This is a genomic window from Paenibacillus glycanilyticus (assembly GCF_051200795.1).
Taxonomy (GTDB): Bacteria; Bacillota; Bacilli; order Paenibacillales; family Paenibacillaceae; genus Pristimantibacillus; species Pristimantibacillus glycanilyticus.
In genome coordinates this window covers 4,896,013-4,915,188 of record NZ_CP195155.1, presented here as the reverse complement: position 1 = coordinate 4,915,188, position 19,176 = coordinate 4,896,013, and the positions used below count along the sequence as shown (strand labels likewise).

Below are 19,176 nucleotides of genomic sequence, written 5' to 3'. Positions count from 1 at the left end.
AATTAACAAAGAGCAGATTGCCACGGCAGTCTGCTCTTTGTTTTTCAAGCGATTGGCAGGATACCATTATTCGCAAGAGCAGACAAGAGAATAGCTAAATGTATATTCCCTCTAATTGGAAGGCAATATAATCTTGTTGGTAAAAGTTAGGGGGAGGACTAATTGTGGACAATTTCAGGGATAAGTATCGCAACAGGCGGTACATTGCACACGCCAGCGTATTGGGAACAACACAATTACATAAGCGTAATCCGATCAGTATAGCTTGTTGGTCAATGGCTTTTCCCGGTTTTGGACATTTACTCTTAAATAAATATTTACGCGGATATGCTCTAATTTTATGGGAGTTTTTTATTAATCAGAAAATACATTTGAATTTATCTATCGTTCATACATTTAACGGTCAATTCCAAGCAGCTAGAGAGGTATTGGACCCTAAATTTTTGTTGCTTTATATCCCTGTTTACTTGTTTGCGATTTATGATAGTTATCGAACGGCTGTTGATTTGAACAAAGTCTATCTTCTGGCGAAGAGGGAAAAGGGCCGCTTTAATGAGTTTAGCATCGGGGCACTGGAGATTAATTATCTCGATAAACGCAAACCATGGGTAGCTCTTGTTTGGTCCATGGGAATCCCCAGCCTTGGTCAACTGTACTTACATCGCATTGTTTTAGCCACATTTATTTTGGTCAGTACGATTTTTATCGCATGGTATTCCAACATAATGCTAGCCATTCACGATCTAATTTTAGGTGATGTGAGAGGCTCCTCGTCGGTTCTCGATAAACAATGGTTATTGTATTTCCCTTCTTTTTATTTCTTTACCTTATATGATGCCTATACGAACACCGTAGAAAATAATAAACTGTTTGATGATGCTCAAAAACAATTTCTTTTGGAAAATTACCAGCCAGCAGGGCATCTCATCACAATTGGAGAGAAGTAACGATGCAGGTCTTGGCCACATTCGAGCATTCAACCTTTGTTGAAATAGCCATTTCTGAACTTGAGGAAAAGGGGATCACAGCTATTTACGCTGTACCGCTTGATTTGCGTAAAAAAGAACCGAGGCTTCTGGACAGCATTCACCGGTCAGATGGGATTTCCTTTATCGATAAAGCTATGATATTTGCCTTTATGTTTGGAACCATTGGTACAAGTAAAGGGTTCGTATGGCAAGGGGGACCAATTATTTGGGGAATTGCTGGTTCAGTTATAGGCTTTCTTATTGGAGTTGCCCTGAACTGGTTTCTTTACCTTTCGAAGCGGAACAAAAATCAGCTTCAACTTAGAAAAGGGAAGAAAGGCGATATCATACTCATTGTAACGTGTGACGCCAATCAGGTATCCGTTGTGGAGGATATACTATGGGATCATAGAGCTCTAGGCTTGGCTATAACGTAACTATTGGCTAATTAGACTAATGCACAGTCCGATTATTTTTTTAGTCATAAAGTGTAATATTATTTTTCGGGAGGCTTTATGATGAAAAGGAAATTAAAGAAAATAAAATATTTCGGCGAAAGAATAGATAGTTCTTATAATGAGCTGGAATATTTTGATGTTCAAGTTAATAAAAAAGCCGGCTTCTTACCGCCGAAATTAAAAAAGAAAAAGGTTTGATATACGAACTTCAGAAACCAGAAGAATATAAAATTTCAATAACAAGCCGGCAGAAGATCAGAGATCCCCTGCCGGAACGATAGTTCAACAGCATGGCAGCAGCCGGGCGTATACGCTCGGCTGCGTTTTTTGTTAAGCGCTTGGCCAGGATAGTTTATACAATAAGCCTATTTTTTACTGAAATAAAATCGCCTCATTGACATACCCTAGGGGGGTATTGTATAGTTCAGATGAAAGTCATCCCCCTGGTTACCCGCCTCATTACGGTTTTTCAAGAATGGGGTAAAAAGAAAGAAAAGTTTTCAAAATTCGTCGAACGGGTATCAAAAGGGGAACTATACAAATTAACTTGGCATGACTAGGAGCAAATAAGATTGAAAACCATTTTGGTAGTGGATGATGAAAGCAAAATTCGGGACGTTGTTGTATCTTATCTGAAAAAGGAGGGTTTTCTGACCGTAGAAGCTGCCTCTGGGAATGAAGCTTTGCAGATATTGCAACGCTCGTCTGTCCATCTGGTCATACTGGATCTCTTGCTTCCGGATATGGATGGGGAACAGGTCTGCCTGAAAATCAGAAAAATGAACTCCTTGCCTATTCTTATGCTTACCGCAAAGGTATCTGAAAACAACCGGATCAGGGGGTTGTCCGTTGGCGCTGATGATTATTTGACGAAACCGTTTGATCCGCGCGAGGTTGTAGCTAGGGTCAGGGCAATCTTGCGGCGGACGGATGATAGTCAGCTGCTTGCCGACCGCTTATCCTTTAACAATGGCCATTTAGAAATCGATTCCCTGCAACAAACGGTCTCCTGCCATGGGGAACCCGTTAATCTAACGCCTAATGAATATAAGCTGCTGCTTGCTTTGGCCAAATATCCCCAGCGGCATTTTACTCGTGATGAATTAATTGATAAAGTTCTAGGTTATACCTTCGAAGGCGATATCCGCACTATTGACCAGCATGTCAAGAATATCCGCCACAAGATTGAGCCGGATCCTAGAAATCCCCGGTATATCGTTACGGTTTACGGGTCTGGCTATCGTTTTGCAGGTGCGCAACATGAATAAACGGCTGCATAACCGACTAGCATTCATTATTATTGGTACCGCTGCGTGCATTTTACTGATCTCGGCGTTAAGCGTTTTACTGGCTACCCACTACCATATTTCGATGTACCATGACCAAGCAGAGAGCATGAACCATGATGTGTCCGGATTGGATTACCACTTGGAGCAAGCTCTCATCCAATCGATCATATGGACATTTGCCGGTTCAATCGTTCTTGCAGCCTTAATCGGGTTTTATTTCGCAAAACGAATATCGAAGCCGCTTGTAAATATGAAAAAAATAGCGGAAAGCATGGCTAATGGGCAGCTTGATAAGCGGATAACTGTGAACGGGGAGGATGAACTCGCTGAACTTGCGTTGTCGCTTAACGAACTAGCCGCGCAGCTTCATAAACAAGAGCAGCTCCGGGTTATTATGACTGAAGATATAGCTCATGAACTAAGAACTCCGCTAGCCACGCTAAAAAGTCATATGAGAGCTTTTGAAGACGGGATATGGGAGCCGACACCCGAGCGTATCCATGCTTGCTATGAAGAGATCGAGCGGCTTACAAAAATGGTGGCCGAACTGGAGGACTTGACACATATGGACTCACCGGTGTTTCAATTGGTGCGAAAACAAGAATTACTGTCTGCCTTAATCCAACAGGTAGTAGCTATTGTTTCCGCTGCTTATCTTGAAAAAGAGGTGAATCTTACGTTTCGCTGCAGCCCGCATATCCGAATATTTGCCGATCACAGCCGAGTAACTCAAATATTGGTCAATCTGCTTAGCAATGCACTAAAATTTACTCCACCAAACGGACAAGTGCACGTGGAAGCCGTTGAAGAAGGGCATGATGTGTTAATCCGCGTACACGACACGGGCAGCGGTATTGAAAAAGAGGATATTCCTTATCTATTTGAACGATTTTATCGTTCTGATAAATCGCGAAACCGAAGAACGGGTGGCAGCGGTTTAGGATTATCGATCGTTAAGAAATTAGTCACTGCTCACGGAGGACAAGTATGGGCGGAGAATCAGAATGGAGCCGTCATTACGATCCGACTTCCACAGAAATCCGACCTTCATTAGTCTCATTTTGTACTCTACATAAGATCTTCACAAGTAGTGGTTATACTTGTGATAGGACAACGAAGATTGGATTAAAAAATCACTTGGAGGTTAGGTCAATGAAAAAATCATGGATTTTGATCATTGCTATTGTAATGATTGCAGGATTAAGCGCCTGTGGCAATAACGCGGAGAATTCCAATATGGAACATTCCGCCATGAGCCATTCCGGTTCGGGTGAAATACCCGCAGGCTTAAAAGAGGAGCCAAACCCTACCTATAAGCCTGGAAGTCAAGCTGTTATACAAGAGGGGCATATGCCTGGGATGAAAGGTGCGGTTGCAACGATTGTTGGAGCTTATAAGACAACAGCTTATGTAGTGGATTACACACCTACAAATGGCGGGGAAAAAGTAAGGGGCCATAAATGGGTCATTCAACAAGAAATGAAAGACGCCGGGGAAAAAGAACTGCAACCGGGTGCTCAAGTCGTACTGAATGCTGATCATATGCCTGGCATGATGGGGGCAACAGCTGAGATTGTGTCTGCTGAGCAAACGACTGTATACATGGTTGATTACACCCCAACAAATGGCGGAGCACCGGTGAAAAATCATATGTGGGTAACCGAAAGCGAATTGTCACCTGCAGAATCAAAGTCAACTAGCGGTAATAGCGAGAATAGTACGGATGGCATGAAGGGTATGAACCACTAATGATAGCGATAAGTTAATCGCAGCAGATTTAACCAAAGAATCGTTTGGAAGCAGCCGATATAGGCTGCTTTTTTGTTACGCTATTCCAGGATAGTTCCAATGACTAATGTTGGACAATGCAACCCCAGTATTGTATAAATATACTATATAGTGAATTTATATGCGATTGGGTGATTGAATGAACCTACTAGACATTAATGAATTGTCGTACGGTGACATCTTTAACATCTTCCGCTTAACAGATGAACTAAAAACGGGCATGCATAAAAATTTTTTGATAGGAAAAACATTTATCTTATTCTTCCCAGAATCAAGCCTAAGGACAAGAATCTCTTTTGAGAGAGGAATAAAAGATCTGGGAGGAGAATGCATAATATTCCCGCCAGAGGCCTTGGACAAAAAGGAGCAATTAAAAGATGTGATTAAATACATCGAAAATTGGGCTCACGGGGTGATTGTAAGGCATGCTGATTTTTTGAAAATAACTGAATTAGCTCGCCACTCCAATATCCCTGTAATTAATGCAATGACGGCTGTTAATCATCCATGTGAGATCTTATCTGACTTATACGCTATACATAAAAGAAGGGAACAATTTCAGAATCTCACATACACTTTTGTCGGACCTGGTGGAAATATTTGCAGGTCATGGTTAACCGCAGCAGAAGTGATGGATTTAAAATTTAATCACGTTTTTTTGAAGGGCCACGAAATGAGATGCGATTCAAAAAATTATAAGTTTTATACTGACCTCAACGAAGTCATTAGGTTTAGCGATGTTGTTTTAACGGATTCATTACCTGATGAACTTCGAAATGAACAGTACATAGCAAAGTACCAGATCACTCTCGAGAGAATGAAACTGGCTCCAAATGGAGCGATGTTGAATCCGTGTCCGCCTTTTTTTCGGGAGGAGGAAGTAAGCGAGGAAGCCATATCCTCAGAATACTTCGTTGGTCATACATTCAAAAAGGATTTACTTTTCGTACAACAAGCGGTTATTATGCAATGCTTATTAACCTAACAGAGAACGATAGCTCAAGACAACACGACGGCAGCTGACATAATGGTCAGCTGCCGTTTTCATTAAAGTAACGGGCAGGATAACGCAACAATCCAAGCATAAATACAGTCTAATTATTAGTTAGCGATGATGGGAGGATGAGGTTTGAATCAGTTCTTAAAAGTAATTCTCGCATGTTGTTTAATAATCGTTTTGACTTCGTGTAAGGAATCATCGACTAATAAACAACCCGGCAAACTTGATCAGCCTGACAATCTTAGTGTGGAACGTTTAGACCCATTGCATCAATCTGATGTACATTTATCTAAGAACATAGATGACAAAAAAGTAGTTAAGAAGTTGTACGAAAAGATATTAAGCCTACCTTCTTTTCCGCAAGGGACAATCAGTTGCCCTGCTGACAATGGAGTTCAATATGAACTAACGTTTACACTTGAATCTAAGCTAGTCTCTAAAGCGGTAGTAAGTGCAACTGGGTGTCAGGGAGTGACTATGAACGAAAAAATATATTGGGCTATGGAGCCGAAAGGAAAGGGTTTTAGAGCTTTATTTGAGCAGGACATCGGACTTAGCGATGAAGCAATGATGAGTTTAAAGTAGGTTCACATGTACGATGATAGAGGGTGCATCGCACATGCCGTTTCTATTGGAAGCTTAAAGACTCTATATTTAAAGTATAACGACTGGATTGTGGATTACTGAAGAGAGTACATCGACGGTATTCAAGAATAAATGATTCTTCATCTAATACCACTTATCCATTGAGACTAACGCATGTTAGTCCAACGGCATCTCGAGTGAGAGTGTCAAGCAAAAGCTGCAGAGATCGGAAGATCCACTGCAGCTTTTGTTGACGTAATGGACAGGGTAGTTCCAATATGTGGTAGTAAAGAGGTGAGGTTCGTTTTGTAAAGAAAATACTTGGTGTTATCCTGACTTCCTATTTCACTTTCGTCAGAGGCTCTAAATGTAACCGCACTTTTACATTAATTTTCATAGTAGACCAATGCCGATCCCATGTATCTCTCGTTATTGGTCTGGAGAACGGTTTAGCAGTCAACGCCCCGATTTGAAGGGGGTCAATCTGTAATTTTTGCATTTGGGATAGCAAGCTAATAACATTCTCCTCCAAGTACCGTTCGATTTTTTGTGAGAGCGCGGCAAATTGGTAGTTATCCTCTATTCTTGCGAGCGAATCCAATTCATTAATTCTTCCCTTCACGTCGATTTCGATGGACAGGGATGATAAATCCGGGGTTAGTTTCTTACGGGTATGCGCGCGAATATGCCCTAATGTAACCGAGAGCTCAGGAAGAACTAAATATCGTACGAATCTGTCTCTATACAACAATTGGTTGATTTGATCGTCCTTTCCACGTATCTCCGCAACCATAGTGTCCTGGTCGAAAAATGCTGTGCCTTCATACAGAAACTGGTCGCCTGCCGCGCGAAATACTGGTAGCTGTGGATCGGAAACCTGAGAGTACAACATTTTCATAAACTGGTGCAAATTGACGACAGTAATTTCGCCTTGTTTTTTCTTCTCGTAATGTTTGAACATACGATAGATGTAATAATCGATATTGTCTGTTTCATCCAAGTGTTTGGCGAGAAATTCATTAAAATCGCCTTTCGTGACGACTAAATACAACCGTTGCGAAATGTTCGGATCGGTCAGAACCGTATTGATAAGACGGGTTAGTCCCCGTTTCGCATAAGCTTCGTCCACCAACAGCAAGCGGATTTGGCCGGCTTTCAGTTCGTTATGATAGTTCAAATTAAACCCTTTGTTGCCTTCGTTTATAAGAGACACCTTAAGGTTAAGCACTCGTTTTTTCTCCTTGATAAGAGGAGGGACGAGCGTGCTAATTGTTATCTTTCCGTCTTCTGCTTCCTGCACAGACCAGAAAATAATCGGCGTGATTTCTTCAATCATATTGTTTTCCGGTAAGAGGACGCATCCGGACTCGAGTATTAACAAACAAGACGATAGCAGCACAAGCGTTGCTTGTATAAAGCGTTTCATGACGTTGTCCTGGCTTTCCGCTTGATCGCGATCCAGATGAGGAGAGGTGATAATAAATAAGTGGTGGATCCTGACCACATCTGCAGGTCAAGCCAAAAGGCCTGTTCGATTCCAGGCTCCCAAAACCATTTACTGATCAGCAGAGTGCAGGCTATCGCCATAAAGCAGCTGACGACCAGCCCAACACGACTAGTGCCTGTCTTCGTCTTGCCTAACAAGCTGGAAGCGCCGTATACCATCAGCACGAACAAGGCGAGCGAGTAAAGGATGCTGAACATATATGCTGAGATCAGGATAATATCCACCCTTTCTAATAAAGGTGATTGCAGGTAACGTCCCATCTCCAAGTTCGGGTATTTGATGGTTGGCAAGTATTTGGAACCGTAGAAGAGCAAGGCCGCAATGGAAATAAAGAGATACTCGACGACCGAGATGGTATTAGCAATCGTCAAATATTTCAGCATTTTCTGTTGCGGATTCAGCCAGTATGAAATAGCAATTAAAAATTCCGGTCCAGAAAACGACGAAAAAACGAGCAGTAGGGATTTCCATGCAAACGGCTCTGGGCCAATGGGAATGAGAGGGTATAGATCGTGAATCGAATTTGATTGCACCAAAAAAAACGGAATATACATAAAAAAGATCCCAATCGTTACAATGAACACGACCGTTACGAACCGTATCATGTTTTCCATTCCAAACAGCGCCAAATAGCAGCATAAGATAAAAGGAAACACAATGTGCCATTCTCGGTCCATAGTGGGAAAAACAAATTGCTGCATGATAGCGGCATAACTGATTGAAATGAAAGAGATCTTGAACAGAAGGAACGGCAAGCCTGTCAAAGCTAATATTTTAATTCCTGTTTTTCCAAATAATTCTTCAAAACCCTTGTACCCTTGGGTAGAGTAGGGAGTTGCGAACCACTTGGACAGCATATATAGGCAAAATTGGGAGGCTATGCCCATTGCTACAATCGCCAATAACATATAAGGTTGCACGATGGCTGAGGGCATGATAATCATGTAATAAAGCATTTGAATCCTATTGGTGAGGAAGAGCGCGTAAAAACCGCTTTCTTGCTGTGAGGTTTTTCGAAACAGCGATATAGCTTTCATAGGTTCATTTTCTCCTTCGGCTAATACGATACTTAATCAAAGGACGCAATGCTTCGGGACGAATGCGCATAGCGTGTAACGGCCCTCGGACGAAGAGATCTACCCAATCTCTCCAATAAAACGGAGATACCGGCGCCAGGTAGGGCTGTTTCAAGGAAGTGAGCCCGTTCAAATGGGCAATCATGCCGACAAGTCCAAGCAAGATACCGGGAACGCCCAGATAGGACGAGAGAATCAAGAACATGAATTGAAGCAGTAAGCTGGATTTGGTAACCAGATAGTTCGGAACGAGAAAATTGGAAATCGCCGAAATGCCTGCCAATACGATTAGCACTTTACTTGCGAATCCCGCTTCTACCGCAGCTTGTCCAATTACGATTCCTCCAATTACCCCCAAGTTTTGGCTCGTTTTGGTCGGCATTCTTAGGCTGGCTTCCTTCATAATTTCTAGCGTAATAAGAATAAAAAACGCTTCCCAGAAGGGGGATAGTGGCAGTTTGCTACGAGACTCGATGATTACATATAAAATTTGCAGGGGTAGCATTTGATAATGATGAGTCGTTAATGCCACGTAAAGCGGAATTAGAGTAATGGAAAGAAGGAAACTGAGATAGCGTAACGGCCTCAAAAAGCTAGCTACCAACCAGCGGTTTATATAATCCTCCGGCGACTGAAACAAGTGAAACAGCGTAATCGGAGCGATTAAGGCAAAAGGAGTGTTATTGACTAAAATGACCAATTTTCCGATACCTAGTGCATATGCGCAGGAATCCGGCCGATCGGTCTGAAGATATTGAGGAAAGATGCTATGATAATGATCTTCCATAAACGCTGCAATATGTGAAGAGTCTAAAAACATATCGAAGTCGATGCTGGAAAGCTTTTTTTTCGCGATCGTAACAAATTCTGGATTGATAAGCCCGTCGATGTACATAAGGACTACGGTTGTTTGGGTTAAGGAGCCGACGGAGAATCTCTCTGTTTTGAGCGCTGTTAAAGGAAGCCTTCTTCTAATCAGCAAAATGTTTTGCTCCAGCTGCTCGCTGAAACTGTCTTTTGGGCCGAACATTATTGTTTCTGTCTCGGATGTTTCGATGGACCGGGTGAGCGAGTTGGGAAGCATAATAGCATGCCATCGCGCGCTGGATGAGTCGTGAACCAGAACTGAACCCTTCATGAGATACTGGAGGGCTTGCTCCAAATTGGATAAGCGATTCATTTTGACTGTGGTCAGGCTTTTTTCCACCGAACTTTGGAATGACCGAACGACAGGCTCAAGAATCGATTCGTTAAGACGCTCCTGATCGATTAAGGTTTCAAGATAAATAAATGTCAAACGAAGTCCGTTTGTAGTCTCTCGATCAATTATCTCCGCGTCCTCCATTAGGGCGAGGCGCTGCTTTAAAGCTTCTAAAGAGATTGCCGTCATTGTATCGTTCACCTCCTGAATCAGCCCGCGCTGAGATTACCTTTATTATGCTTTTCTGGAACGAGTTTTAAACAAACGATTGAGGTATTACTGTACGCTTCGCCATCCCGCATTCGGGTGTTCGGGGGGGGGGTTCCAATTTGAAGGAAATATCGATGTAAATAAGTAGATTCTAATCCGTCTTAGTTTATTCTAATTGGCATAACGCGCCCGAATTGTCTACCATAGGTACATAACCTTTTTTTCTGCTCCTCTAAGACTGCCGGGTAACCGCTCTAGAGGAGCTTTTAACGTTTCCGACGACTAAGTATCAAAGTTAGATGGTAAAGATGAGTTCCACACAGTTGGGCTTGGTAGACATAGATCTATTGATGATTGGATAACAAAACAAGTCCATTTGTAGAGATCCCTTATTCAGAATGAGATGAAAAGGACATATGTCGGCTTATATCAGTTATTTGTTACAATACATTCATAAGGCCGGATACAGTCCTCGGCGAGCCAAGCTAGCCTTGAATTCCACCAAGGTGTCAAGATTTTTCACGTAATAGGAGGAAGATGCGCAGATGAGCCATCCTTACCGACCCTTGCATGCCCCGCAATTGCAGCCGCAGCTGCATTTCCACTCCCACAACTTCCGGGAGTTTGCGCCGAGCCGTCATCTGGCATCGCATGTAGCTGCCTATTGGACGGTGAATTTCCTGCCAGTACCGGGAAATCCGGGGCATCGAGTCATCCCCGATGGCTGTGTCGATATTATAGTGGACCTGTTCGCTTCATCAAGCAGGCAGGCCGCTTATGTCGTGGGGCTAACGACGCAGGTCGAAGTTTTGCAATTTGCAAAAGCACGCTCGGTATGGGGAATCCGGCTCTATTCGGAGTCGGCTCGCACGATTCTGAAGTCTCCCATATCGACATTAACGGCAAATCGTGTGTTTTTGGAGGATCTCTGGGGACAAGAGGCTCTCGATTGGGTCGAAAAGCTGCTGATTGCCCAATCGGTTCAAGAAAGGATCGAGATCGTCGAGCAGCAATTGGGCCAAATATTGGCTACGAACGAGGCGCCTGCTCTCACTTTGGTCTACCAGAGCATGCAGTATATATACGAGGTCAAAGGTAATCTTTCCGTAACGGATTTGGCGGATAAAGTGAACTTCAGCGAGAGGCATCTGCGAAGGGCTTTTGAACTCGAGCTTGGCCTCAGCCCGAAGGAGATGCTTGGCATCGTCCGCTTTCAAAGCGTGCTTGAGGAATTGTACAGCGGAGACTATTTCAGCTTAACGGATTTGGCGCTTCAACACGGATACTACGATCAGTCGCACTTCGCTGGCGTTTTTAAGCGATATTACGGACTTCCACTCAAACGGCTGACCAAGCAGGAGTGAGAAAGTCCGTTTTTTACTATTTTGCAATGAGGGACAATTACTATAATGGGAGTGAAAATTAAGCAAGGCGAGGGGAGCTGCAAAGCATGACGGTAAAGTTGAAACGAGTCGCGATTTATGTAGAAGAGATGAAGAGGGCGTTGGATTTTTATAGCGTACTGGGGCTGGCTATTCCGGACGGCGCCGACGAAGCGCATCACGTAGACGTGGAGCAAGAAGGAATTGTGTTTGCATTCGATATGGTGGAATCGGTAAAGAATGTTTTTGAAGGCTGGGAAGATCCTGTCGGCTACCGGACCGAGCTCGCCTTTCAGTTCTCCAGCAACGAAGCGCTGGACGACGTGTACCGTCAGTTGACGACGCTTGGGTATGACGGCTTCCTCGAGCCGCGAGATACACCGTGGGGAGAGCGATATGCGCTTATTAAGGACCCCGATAACAATTTAATCAGTCTCGTCGCTTAGCGATGAGAGGATATGCTTGTTTCTTACTGAGGAATAAAAAACGGGACACATTAGTTTAAAACAAAAAAACCGGCAGCAGAGCAACGATCTGTTGCCGGTTTTTATTGAAGATCAGGGCGCTTGGAGGCATCGGCTTCCTGTTGCTGACCCAATTATCGGTTTCAGGCAATGCCTGGGGGGTTATTCCCGGAACAATCATCATTGGGCTTGGGCAAGCGCTTGTTTTCACGACGATGTTTATCGCCGGTAGCACCGGAGTCGATTCAAGTGAACAAGGAGTATCTTCCGCTGTCATCAATACGGGTCAGCAAATCGGCGGAGCGATTGGGCTTGCGGTAATCATGGCCATAATCTCGGCTGCCCTCGGCTCCGATACTGCAATGGAATCGATGAGTCCAGCTGCTCTTAATTCGTCCATTCATACAGCGTTTATGGTTGCAGCAGTGGTTACGCTGGTCGGTATACTCGTGGCGTTCGTCGCTTTAAAAAGAGCTAACAAAACTTCAACCGAGGATAGGAAAGTAGTCGCAGGCCATTAATAACGGAGGAAAACGGAACTGAAATAAAGAAAGATTTGCAATGAACGCGTATAAAAAGAGAGGATAAAAACAATTAACCGCCGAAAGGCGGTTTTATTGTTGTGGGGAGATGACCTCCAAAAATCCCCTCGTGTACACTTCATTCCATTGAATTCTTACTTAGAAGAGAAGAGTTTTGTTCATGTTTTTTTGTAATAAATTTTTGGATTTAATCACATAACAACCAAAACAAGGATTGGATTTCAACTTGTGTGGTCATGCATACCCGTTGGGTATCGGTCAAATTGCAGTAAGAAAAGGAGTCCTAAAACGAAATGTTATCCTTGTTCCGAATTTCCTATTGGTCACCTCCTCGTGTCCTGGTCACTGGATTTGCGTTGATCATCCTGTTCGGAGGTTTTTTACTAACGTTACCATTTTCCTCGCGTGAAGGCCTTGCAACGCCGTTTGTCGATGCTGTATTCACAGCCACGTCAGCAACCTGCGTTACTGGTCTTGTTACACTTGATACCGGAAGTTATTGGTCAATTGCTGGACAGATCATCATTATCTGTCTTATTCAAGTAGGTGGTCTCGGTTTTATGACGATGTCGACCTTATTTGCAATTGTACTTCGCAAGCGAATTAGTCTTAAAGAGCGACTCATCCTGCAGGAGGCAATGAATCAAGGCAGTATTGAAGGAATAGTACGGCTGATAAAAAGGGTGCTTATCTATTCCTTATTGATTGAGCTGACTGGAGCTATCCTATTGGCTATTCGGTGGTCGTTTGATATGCCAATTGGAAAGGCGGTTTATTTTGGTGCATGGCATGCTGTATCGATGTTTAACAATGCGGGATTTGACCTTTTCGGTCAATATGAAACACCATTTGTAAGCTTTACCGGGTACGTTGATGATCCAATTGTAAATTTCGTAGTCATGGCATTAATCATACTCGGAGGTATCGGGTTTATCGTTATGTCCGATGTGATTGAACACAAGAAGAATCGCAAGCTTTCGCTGCACTCTAAGGTTGTACTTACCATGACGGGAGTGCTTCTCCTAGTTGGAACAATCGTTATTTTTATATTCGAGTTTTCAAATTCAAGAACTCTTGGAGGACTTGATTGGGATGGAAAAGTTCTGGCTTCCATGTTCCAGTCTGTAGCACCTCGAACTGCTGGCCCCAATACCATTGATTTGACTGCACTTAGGCAGGCAACTCAGTTCTTCATCATTATTCTCATGTTTATTGGGGCTTCTCCCGGATCAACAGGCGGCGGTATCAAAACAACGACATTCGCAGCACTGATTTATGCGGTAATCGCAATGATACGGGGGAAAGAAGATATTGTTATGTTCAAAATGCGACTCCATCGTGAAAGGATTTTTAAAGCCTTGACGATAACAATGCTGTCCCTTGCTCTGGTCATAATGGTTACGATGATACTGTCCACAACGGAATCTCATTCATTTATTTTAATACTTTTTGAGACGACATCCGCCTTTGGAACGGTCGGTTTATCTCTTGGCCTTACACCCGAATTAACTGTAATAGGAAAAGTATTAATCAGTTTGACGATGTTCGTCGGTCGACTTGGTCCATTGACTTTAGCCTATGCGCTTGGTCCTCGAGCCGAGAAAGAGTTGTATCGCTATCCGGAAGGAAAAATAACGATTGGTTAAGGAGTAATCGTATGGAAAAAACTCAGTTTGTCGTCGTTGGGCTGGGGCGTTTCGGTTCTAGCCTGGCTAAAGAGCTGGTCGAGATTGGTCATGAAGTATTTGGTATCGACAAGAATCAAGAAACTGTGCAGGACATGAGCAATATTCTAACTCATGTAGCAGTTGCTGACAGCACGGATGAAGAAGCCTTACGAGTACTAGGTGTCCGTAATTTTGATTGTGGCGTTGTTGCAATTGGCGATGATATTCAGTCCAGCATAATGACTGCTATATTGTTAAAGGATCTAGGCATCAAAAAAGTCGTTGCTAAGGCGCTTTCTGAATTACATGGCAGGGTACTTGAAAAAATAGGAGTTGATAAGGTCGTTTATCCGGAGCGAGATATGGGCAAACGGGTAGCGAATCAACTAGTTTCTCCAAACCTGCTCGATTACATCGAGCTTTCCAAAGAGTATACAATCGCCGAAATAGCTGTACCAAAAAACTTACATGGAGAATCGCTGCAGGAGCTAAAACCGAGGGCAAAATTCGGCTGCAGTATTTTGGCGATAAACAAGCCTGCTGGTGTAATTGTGGCTCCGTCCGCTAAAGATATACTAGCTGAAAAGGATGTTATGGTTGTCATTGGAACCAATGAGCATATCGAAAAATTCCAAGAGGTAATAATGCGTTGAACACGATACTATCTATAGTAAGGAGGTGGAGGCAATAGAAACCAATACAACAGAGATCATGCATCATCTTATCCTTCTGATGCTCCTAGTTTTGACTACTGGAGTGATTGTTGGTGTAATTGCTTCCCGTGTTAAATTGCCGGATGTGGTTTTGTTTATTGGTGCAGGAATGCTGCTTGGACAAGGGCTACAATGGATCAACGAACAAAGTAGTTCGTTATTCAATCAATTGATTCTAATTACTGGATCATCTTTAATTTTGTTTGATGGTGGAAGGAATATAAGACTCAAGGGACTAAAGAAGGTTGGCTGGACTGTTGCTATGTTAAGTGTACCTGGAGTTCTCATTACCGTAGCAATTGTTGGTGCAGCGATTCACCTTCTATTTGCCATCGACTGGCTTTATGCCTTACTCGCTGCAGCGGTTATAGCATCGACCGATCCGGCTTCCATAATTCCTGTATTCCGTCAGGTGAAAATCCGTGAAAGGGTCCGGGAGACAGTGGAGAGTGAATCGGCATTCAATGATGCGACCGGCTCGATTATAACATTCGCACTTCTAGCAGCGGCGACGGGCGAATCACTTCATGTTGGAGTAATAGCCTGGGATTTTGTCAGAACTGCGGTAGGAGGCATTCTTGTAGGAATTGTCATAGGTTTTATCCTTACCTATTTGGTTGCGCATTCGCGCATAGGTGTGTTGCGTCAATATGCAACGATTACGATGCTATTAGCAGCGTTAGGTGCCTATCTCGTTGGTGACTTGCTCCATGTAAGTGGCTTTATGGCGACTTTTATTGCAGGTTTGATCTGGGGGAACACCTCGGAATTTGGTCTGCATATGAACGATAAGAAGGAAGAAATAACACATTTCTCAGACAACATTACGGTAATCATGCGAATGTTGATTTTCGTCCTTCTAGGGAGTCAGTTCGACTTCAAACTTTTGTCCAATTATTGGTGGCAAAGCTTGCTGACAGTTATTATACTAATGTTTATCGCACGCCCTGCAACCGTATTTCTTTCTGCCTTGCCTGATCGCAAATCGCGGTGGTCATTTCGTGAAATGTTGTTTATGGTTTGGGTTCGTGAAACTGGCGTAATACCGGCTGCGTTATCTGGAATGCTTGCAGGCATAGGTGTTGCTCATGCAGACGTCATTGCAGCTGTTACGTTTATGGCGATTATTCTAACTATATTAGTACAGGCGAGCACAACAGCTTGGATGGCTAGAAAACTTGGGATTGAAGTAAGATGATGGCGCGAGGTTTAAAATAATTCTATAGGAATCACTGAAAAAGTCGAAATAGATGTGTGCTGGATTACCAATCCGATTCATTCAGGGAGGAAATAACATGCTATACGAGTTGCGAATCTATACGATTTACGAAGGTCGAATGGATGCCATTCAAGACAGATTTAAGGAGCATACGTTTAGAATTTTTACAAGACTGGGAATGAAGGTCGTGAATTTCTGGATAGATGCAACAGGCCAAAATAAACTTTATTATGTGATGGAATTTAAGGATATGGCGCAGCGTCAAAGGCTATGGGAGCAGTTTAAGAAAGACATTGAATGGATTCAAGTAAAACGCAACTCGGAAGAAAACGGAGGGCTCATAGTCGAAAAAATTGATGAGTATTTTATGAATCAAGCTGAATTTTTCGGATTGGGAAATTGAACTAACCATATTGATTTGTAAGATTACCATTTCACTTGCAGTTATGTTAGACTGATATTTCAAACTAGAAGTTTTCTTTCATTCTCAGAAAAGGAATATGGAGAATAATGTATTTTGAAATGCTGAAGGGAGAAGTAATTATGGGAAGAAAACCATCATATACGGAGTCAGAACTACTGGACATAACAAAAAAGTTAGTGCTGGAGCATGGATATGACGGGTTTCATCTCAAGTTGCTTTCGCAGCATTTACCCGGTGCCAGAAGTACGATTTATCAGTATTATGCCAATAAAGAAGAAATTGTGGCTGCCTGCATGAAGCGTGTGATCTCGAGCGTCATCGAGAAGGCTTCAGCAATCGATGAGACCGATACGATGCAAGCCCTTCAGGAACTGCTTGGCATTTATGTTGACGAATCCAAGCTTCATCAACTTTTAGGCGATGCTCATAAAATTAATACAACAAATTCGGCTGCGGCTAGTCGGGATCTAGATGTTGTTGAGCAAGGCCATACTACGCTAAAAATTCAACTTACTCGTCTCTTTCAAAGAGCGCAACAAGAGAAAAATCTCAGAGAAGATATTCCGCTCCCGGTACTGATCGGTGGCTTTTTCAACCTCATTAACACCCCTAATATGATAAACCTCCCTAATCCTGAGTGGAGCAAGCTTTTGTTTCAAATGTGGATAGGAGGAGCACAAAGGTAGGTGGCTCTCTTTTTAATTTGACACAAGTGTCAGATATGTTGTTTAATAGGGGGGACGGAATCGGTGAAAGTGCTTGATCTATAACAAAAATGACACAAGTGTCAAAAAATGAAGAGCGAGGAGTGACAGAGCATGTTTTTAGCTTTAAAGGAACTCATGCACAGCAAGATGAAATTTTTGATGATTGTCATTATTTTTGTCTTAGTTGCTTGGTTAGTATTCATCCTATCGGGACTTGGTAATGGATTATCGACGCTTGCAGCGTCCACTTTCCAAAACATGAAGGCCGATTATGTCGTCTTTGAACAAGGGGCGCAGTCGACCATGGGCAAGTCCTTGATATCCGATGAATTGGTGGCGCAAGCGGAGAAATTGTCTAATGTAACAGCCGCATCCCCAATGGGAAGTACGATGGCCACCGCTTTGAAAGGAAATAGCACAAAGAACGAGGATAAAGTCGATTTTGCAATGTTAGGGATACTTCCCGGCAGCTTCCTGGAGCCGACTGTAATTGAGGGTAAAGGATTATCTAAAGCCAATCCAACAGGCGTCATTGTGAACAAGACGATGAAGGATGAAGGCTTTAAGCTTGGGGATACTTTTCAACTTGACGGCTCGACACAAGCTTTGACGATTATCGGATTCGTTAATAATCAGACGTATAACCACCTCTCAGCCGTATTTGTTCCGATGTCCGAATGGCGGAAGATTGCGTTCGCTGCGCCGGGCTCGGATAAGGGAATTGCGGGCCCGATTAATGCAATCATGTTGCAGGGCAAGCATATCGATCCTACTTATATTAGCAGCAAGCTCTCCAATACCGATATCGTCACGCGCGGAGCGGCTATTCACGGCATGCCGGGGTATAAGGAGGAAAACGGCTCGATTATGATGATGCTGGGCTTTTTGCTTGCGATATCGGCATTCGTGCTCGGAGTATTCTTCTATGTCATTACGATGCAGAAGACCAATCAATTCGGTGTAATGAAAGCCATCGGCGCAAGAAACGGTTTTCTAAGCACTGCCATTGTCTCACAGGTCGTTGTATTATCATTGACGAGTACCATTATTGGTGTTCTGCTTACTTACGGGACTGCGGCAATCATGCCGAAAGGAATGCCGTTCAAGTTGGAGACGAACCTCGTTATCGAGTACTCTGTCATTCTTCTTGTCATAGCTGTTCTTAGTTCACTGGTCTCGGTTCGTAAAATAATGAAGATTGATCCACTGAAGGCGCTTGGGAGGGCAGAATAATGACAACAGGACTCCATATCAGCAATGTTACGAAGTATTATGCCGAGGGAAGGAATCGGATATCCGCGCTTGAAAAGGTCTCTATTTCGGTGGAGCCTGGGGAGCTTGTTGCTGTCGTCGGGCCTTCCGGGTCAGGCAAGAGTACGTTTCTTTCCATTGCGGGTGCATTGCTTAAAGCTTCAGAAGGAGAAGTCAACTTGAATGGGTATCTTCTCTCTAAACTTTCCGAGAAAGAACTTTCGAATGTACGATTGAAAGAAATCGGCTTTATTATGCAATCATCCAATCTGGTCCCCTATTTGAACGTCCTTGACCAGTTGCTTTTAGTGAAGAAAATGTCGGGAAAGGTGAGATCCGAGGATCGGATGTTTGCCGTTAAGTTGCTCGAGGAGATAGGGCTCGGATCCAAATTGAAGAGCTACCCAGAGGAACTTTCAGGCGGTGAAAAGCAGCGTACGGCCATCGCGCGTGCTTTAATAAACAATCCCAACGTTATTTTGGCGGATGAGCCTACGGCCAGTCTGGACACCAAGCGTGCCCATGAGGTGGTCAGTCTGATTGCAAATGAGGTAAAGTCGCGTCGTAAAGCAGCAATTATGGTTACGCATGATGAACGCATGCTTGAATATTGCGATAAAGTGTATCGGATGGAAGATGGCAGATTGTCGCTAGCGGGAACCAATGTTTCCGGTTGTGTCGATTGCTGATGTATTAGGAAGATAAAGCCGCGAAAATTCGCGGCT

Annotated in this window: 22 protein-coding genes; 19 read left to right on the top strand and 3 right to left on the bottom strand. The window is 43.3% G+C overall.

The genetic code is table 11. From position 1 onward, the window contains the following. Window positions 1-164 precede the first annotated feature (164 nt). From ACR9FF_RS22270 to ACR9FF_RS22230, 9 genes are all read left to right on the top strand, one after another. Window positions 165-947: a hypothetical protein gene (locus ACR9FF_RS22270; protein WP_435164872.1), complete on the top strand. Its 783-nt coding sequence runs from the start codon at window positions 165-167 to the stop codon at window positions 945-947. Between the two features lie 2 nt (window positions 948-949). After that, complete coding sequence (locus ACR9FF_RS22265) at window positions 950-1,405, top strand: hypothetical protein (protein ID WP_435164870.1); 456 nt, start codon at window positions 950-952, stop codon at window positions 1,403-1,405. An 81-nt stretch (window positions 1,406-1,486) separates the two neighbouring features. After that, the gene (locus ACR9FF_RS22260) at window positions 1,487-1,624 is read left to right on the top strand and encodes a hypothetical protein (protein WP_435164867.1); all 138 of its coding nucleotides are present in this window, start codon (window positions 1,487-1,489) and stop codon (window positions 1,622-1,624) included. A gap of 374 nt (window positions 1,625-1,998) precedes the next feature. After that, entirely contained in the window at window positions 1,999-2,694 is a 696-nt protein-coding gene (locus tag ACR9FF_RS22255; protein WP_435164864.1) for a response regulator transcription factor, read from the top strand. After that, window positions 2,687-3,769, top strand: coding sequence for a sensor histidine kinase (locus ACR9FF_RS22250; protein ID WP_435164861.1), 1,083 nt, complete (start codon window positions 2,687-2,689; stop codon window positions 3,767-3,769). Before ACR9FF_RS22255 ends, ACR9FF_RS22250 begins: the two co-directional genes overlap by 8 nt. Window positions 3,770-3,867: 98 nt before the next feature. Then, the gene (locus ACR9FF_RS22245; protein ID WP_435164858.1) at window positions 3,868-4,464 is read left to right on the top strand and encodes a YdhK family protein; all 597 of its coding nucleotides are present in this window, start codon (window positions 3,868-3,870) and stop codon (window positions 4,462-4,464) included. 178 nt (window positions 4,465-4,642) lie between these two features. After that, window positions 4,643-5,488, top strand: coding sequence for an ornithine carbamoyltransferase (locus tag ACR9FF_RS22240; RefSeq protein ID WP_435164855.1), 846 nt, complete (start codon window positions 4,643-4,645; stop codon window positions 5,486-5,488). Between the two features lie 144 nt (window positions 5,489-5,632). Then, entirely contained in the window at window positions 5,633-6,088 is a 456-nt protein-coding gene (locus ACR9FF_RS22235; protein WP_127495506.1) for a hypothetical protein, read from the top strand. Between the two features lie 6 nt (window positions 6,089-6,094). After that, complete coding sequence (locus tag ACR9FF_RS22230) at window positions 6,095-6,190, top strand: DUF3885 domain-containing protein (protein WP_435164852.1); 96 nt, start codon at window positions 6,095-6,097, stop codon at window positions 6,188-6,190. A 238-nt stretch (window positions 6,191-6,428) separates the two neighbouring features. On the opposite strand, the gene ACR9FF_RS22225 is transcribed toward ACR9FF_RS22230, so the two are convergent. The 3 genes from ACR9FF_RS22225 to ACR9FF_RS22215 form a co-directional block, all read right to left on the bottom strand. Continuing rightward, the gene (locus tag ACR9FF_RS22225) at window positions 6,429-7,424 is read right to left on the bottom strand and encodes a Ger(x)C family spore germination C-terminal domain-containing protein (RefSeq protein ID WP_244935601.1); all 996 of its coding nucleotides are present in this window, start codon (window positions 7,422-7,424) and stop codon (window positions 6,429-6,431) included. A gap of 86 nt (window positions 7,425-7,510) precedes the next feature. Continuing rightward, on the bottom strand, window positions 7,511-8,632 hold the full coding sequence (locus tag ACR9FF_RS22220; RefSeq protein ID WP_435164849.1) for a GerAB/ArcD/ProY family transporter: 1,122 nt from the start codon (window positions 8,630-8,632) through the stop codon (window positions 7,511-7,513). Between the two features lie 4 nt (window positions 8,633-8,636). Further along, complete coding sequence (locus ACR9FF_RS22215; protein WP_435164846.1) at window positions 8,637-10,061, bottom strand: spore germination protein; 1,425 nt, start codon at window positions 10,059-10,061, stop codon at window positions 8,637-8,639. Window positions 10,062-10,627: 566 nt separating this feature from the next. Here ACR9FF_RS22215 and ACR9FF_RS22210 point away from each other — a divergent pair. The 10 genes from ACR9FF_RS22210 to ACR9FF_RS22165 all read left to right on the top strand — a co-directional run bounded on the left by ACR9FF_RS22210 (window position 10,628) and on the right by ACR9FF_RS22165 (window position 19,140). After that, window positions 10,628-11,446, top strand: coding sequence for a DUF6597 domain-containing transcriptional factor (locus ACR9FF_RS22210; RefSeq protein ID WP_435164843.1), 819 nt, complete (start codon window positions 10,628-10,630; stop codon window positions 11,444-11,446). Window positions 11,447-11,532: 86 nt separating this feature from the next. Continuing rightward, window positions 11,533-11,910 carry a VOC family protein gene (locus ACR9FF_RS22205; protein WP_435164840.1) on the top strand — a complete coding sequence of 126 codons (378 nt, stop codon included), beginning with the start codon at window positions 11,533-11,535 and terminating at the stop codon, window positions 11,908-11,910. Between the two features lie 140 nt (window positions 11,911-12,050). Beyond that, window positions 12,051-12,449, top strand: a complete 399-nt coding sequence (locus tag ACR9FF_RS22200) for a hypothetical protein (RefSeq protein WP_435164837.1) — start codon at window positions 12,051-12,053, stop codon at window positions 12,447-12,449. Window positions 12,450-12,763: 314 nt separating this feature from the next. Beyond that, window positions 12,764-14,116: a TrkH family potassium uptake protein gene (locus tag ACR9FF_RS22195; protein WP_435164834.1), complete on the top strand. Its 1,353-nt coding sequence runs from the start codon at window positions 12,764-12,766 to the stop codon at window positions 14,114-14,116. 11 nt (window positions 14,117-14,127) lie between these two features. Next, window positions 14,128-14,790 carry a potassium channel family protein gene (locus tag ACR9FF_RS22190; protein ID WP_435164831.1) on the top strand — a complete coding sequence of 221 codons (663 nt, stop codon included), beginning with the start codon at window positions 14,128-14,130 and terminating at the stop codon, window positions 14,788-14,790. Window positions 14,791-14,881: 91 nt separating this feature from the next. Then, entirely contained in the window at window positions 14,882-16,048 is a 1,167-nt protein-coding gene (locus ACR9FF_RS22185; RefSeq protein ID WP_435164828.1) for a cation:proton antiporter, read from the top strand. 97 nt (window positions 16,049-16,145) lie between these two features. After that, window positions 16,146-16,472 (top strand): NIPSNAP family protein, encoded by a 327-nt coding sequence (locus ACR9FF_RS22180; RefSeq protein ID WP_127495498.1) that lies wholly within the window; start codon window positions 16,146-16,148, stop codon window positions 16,470-16,472. A 140-nt stretch (window positions 16,473-16,612) separates the two neighbouring features. Then, on the top strand, window positions 16,613-17,179 hold the full coding sequence (locus ACR9FF_RS22175; protein WP_127495497.1) for a TetR/AcrR family transcriptional regulator: 567 nt from the start codon (window positions 16,613-16,615) through the stop codon (window positions 17,177-17,179). Between the two features lie 132 nt (window positions 17,180-17,311). Next, window positions 17,312-18,433 carry an ABC transporter permease gene (locus ACR9FF_RS22170; protein ID WP_435164823.1) on the top strand — a complete coding sequence of 374 codons (1,122 nt, stop codon included), beginning with the start codon at window positions 17,312-17,314 and terminating at the stop codon, window positions 18,431-18,433. Further along, window positions 18,433-19,140 (top strand): ABC transporter ATP-binding protein, encoded by a 708-nt coding sequence (locus ACR9FF_RS22165; protein WP_435164820.1) that lies wholly within the window; start codon window positions 18,433-18,435, stop codon window positions 19,138-19,140. The genes ACR9FF_RS22170 and ACR9FF_RS22165 overlap by 1 nt, the downstream gene beginning before the upstream one ends. The last annotated feature ends 36 nt before the right edge of the window (window positions 19,141-19,176 follow it).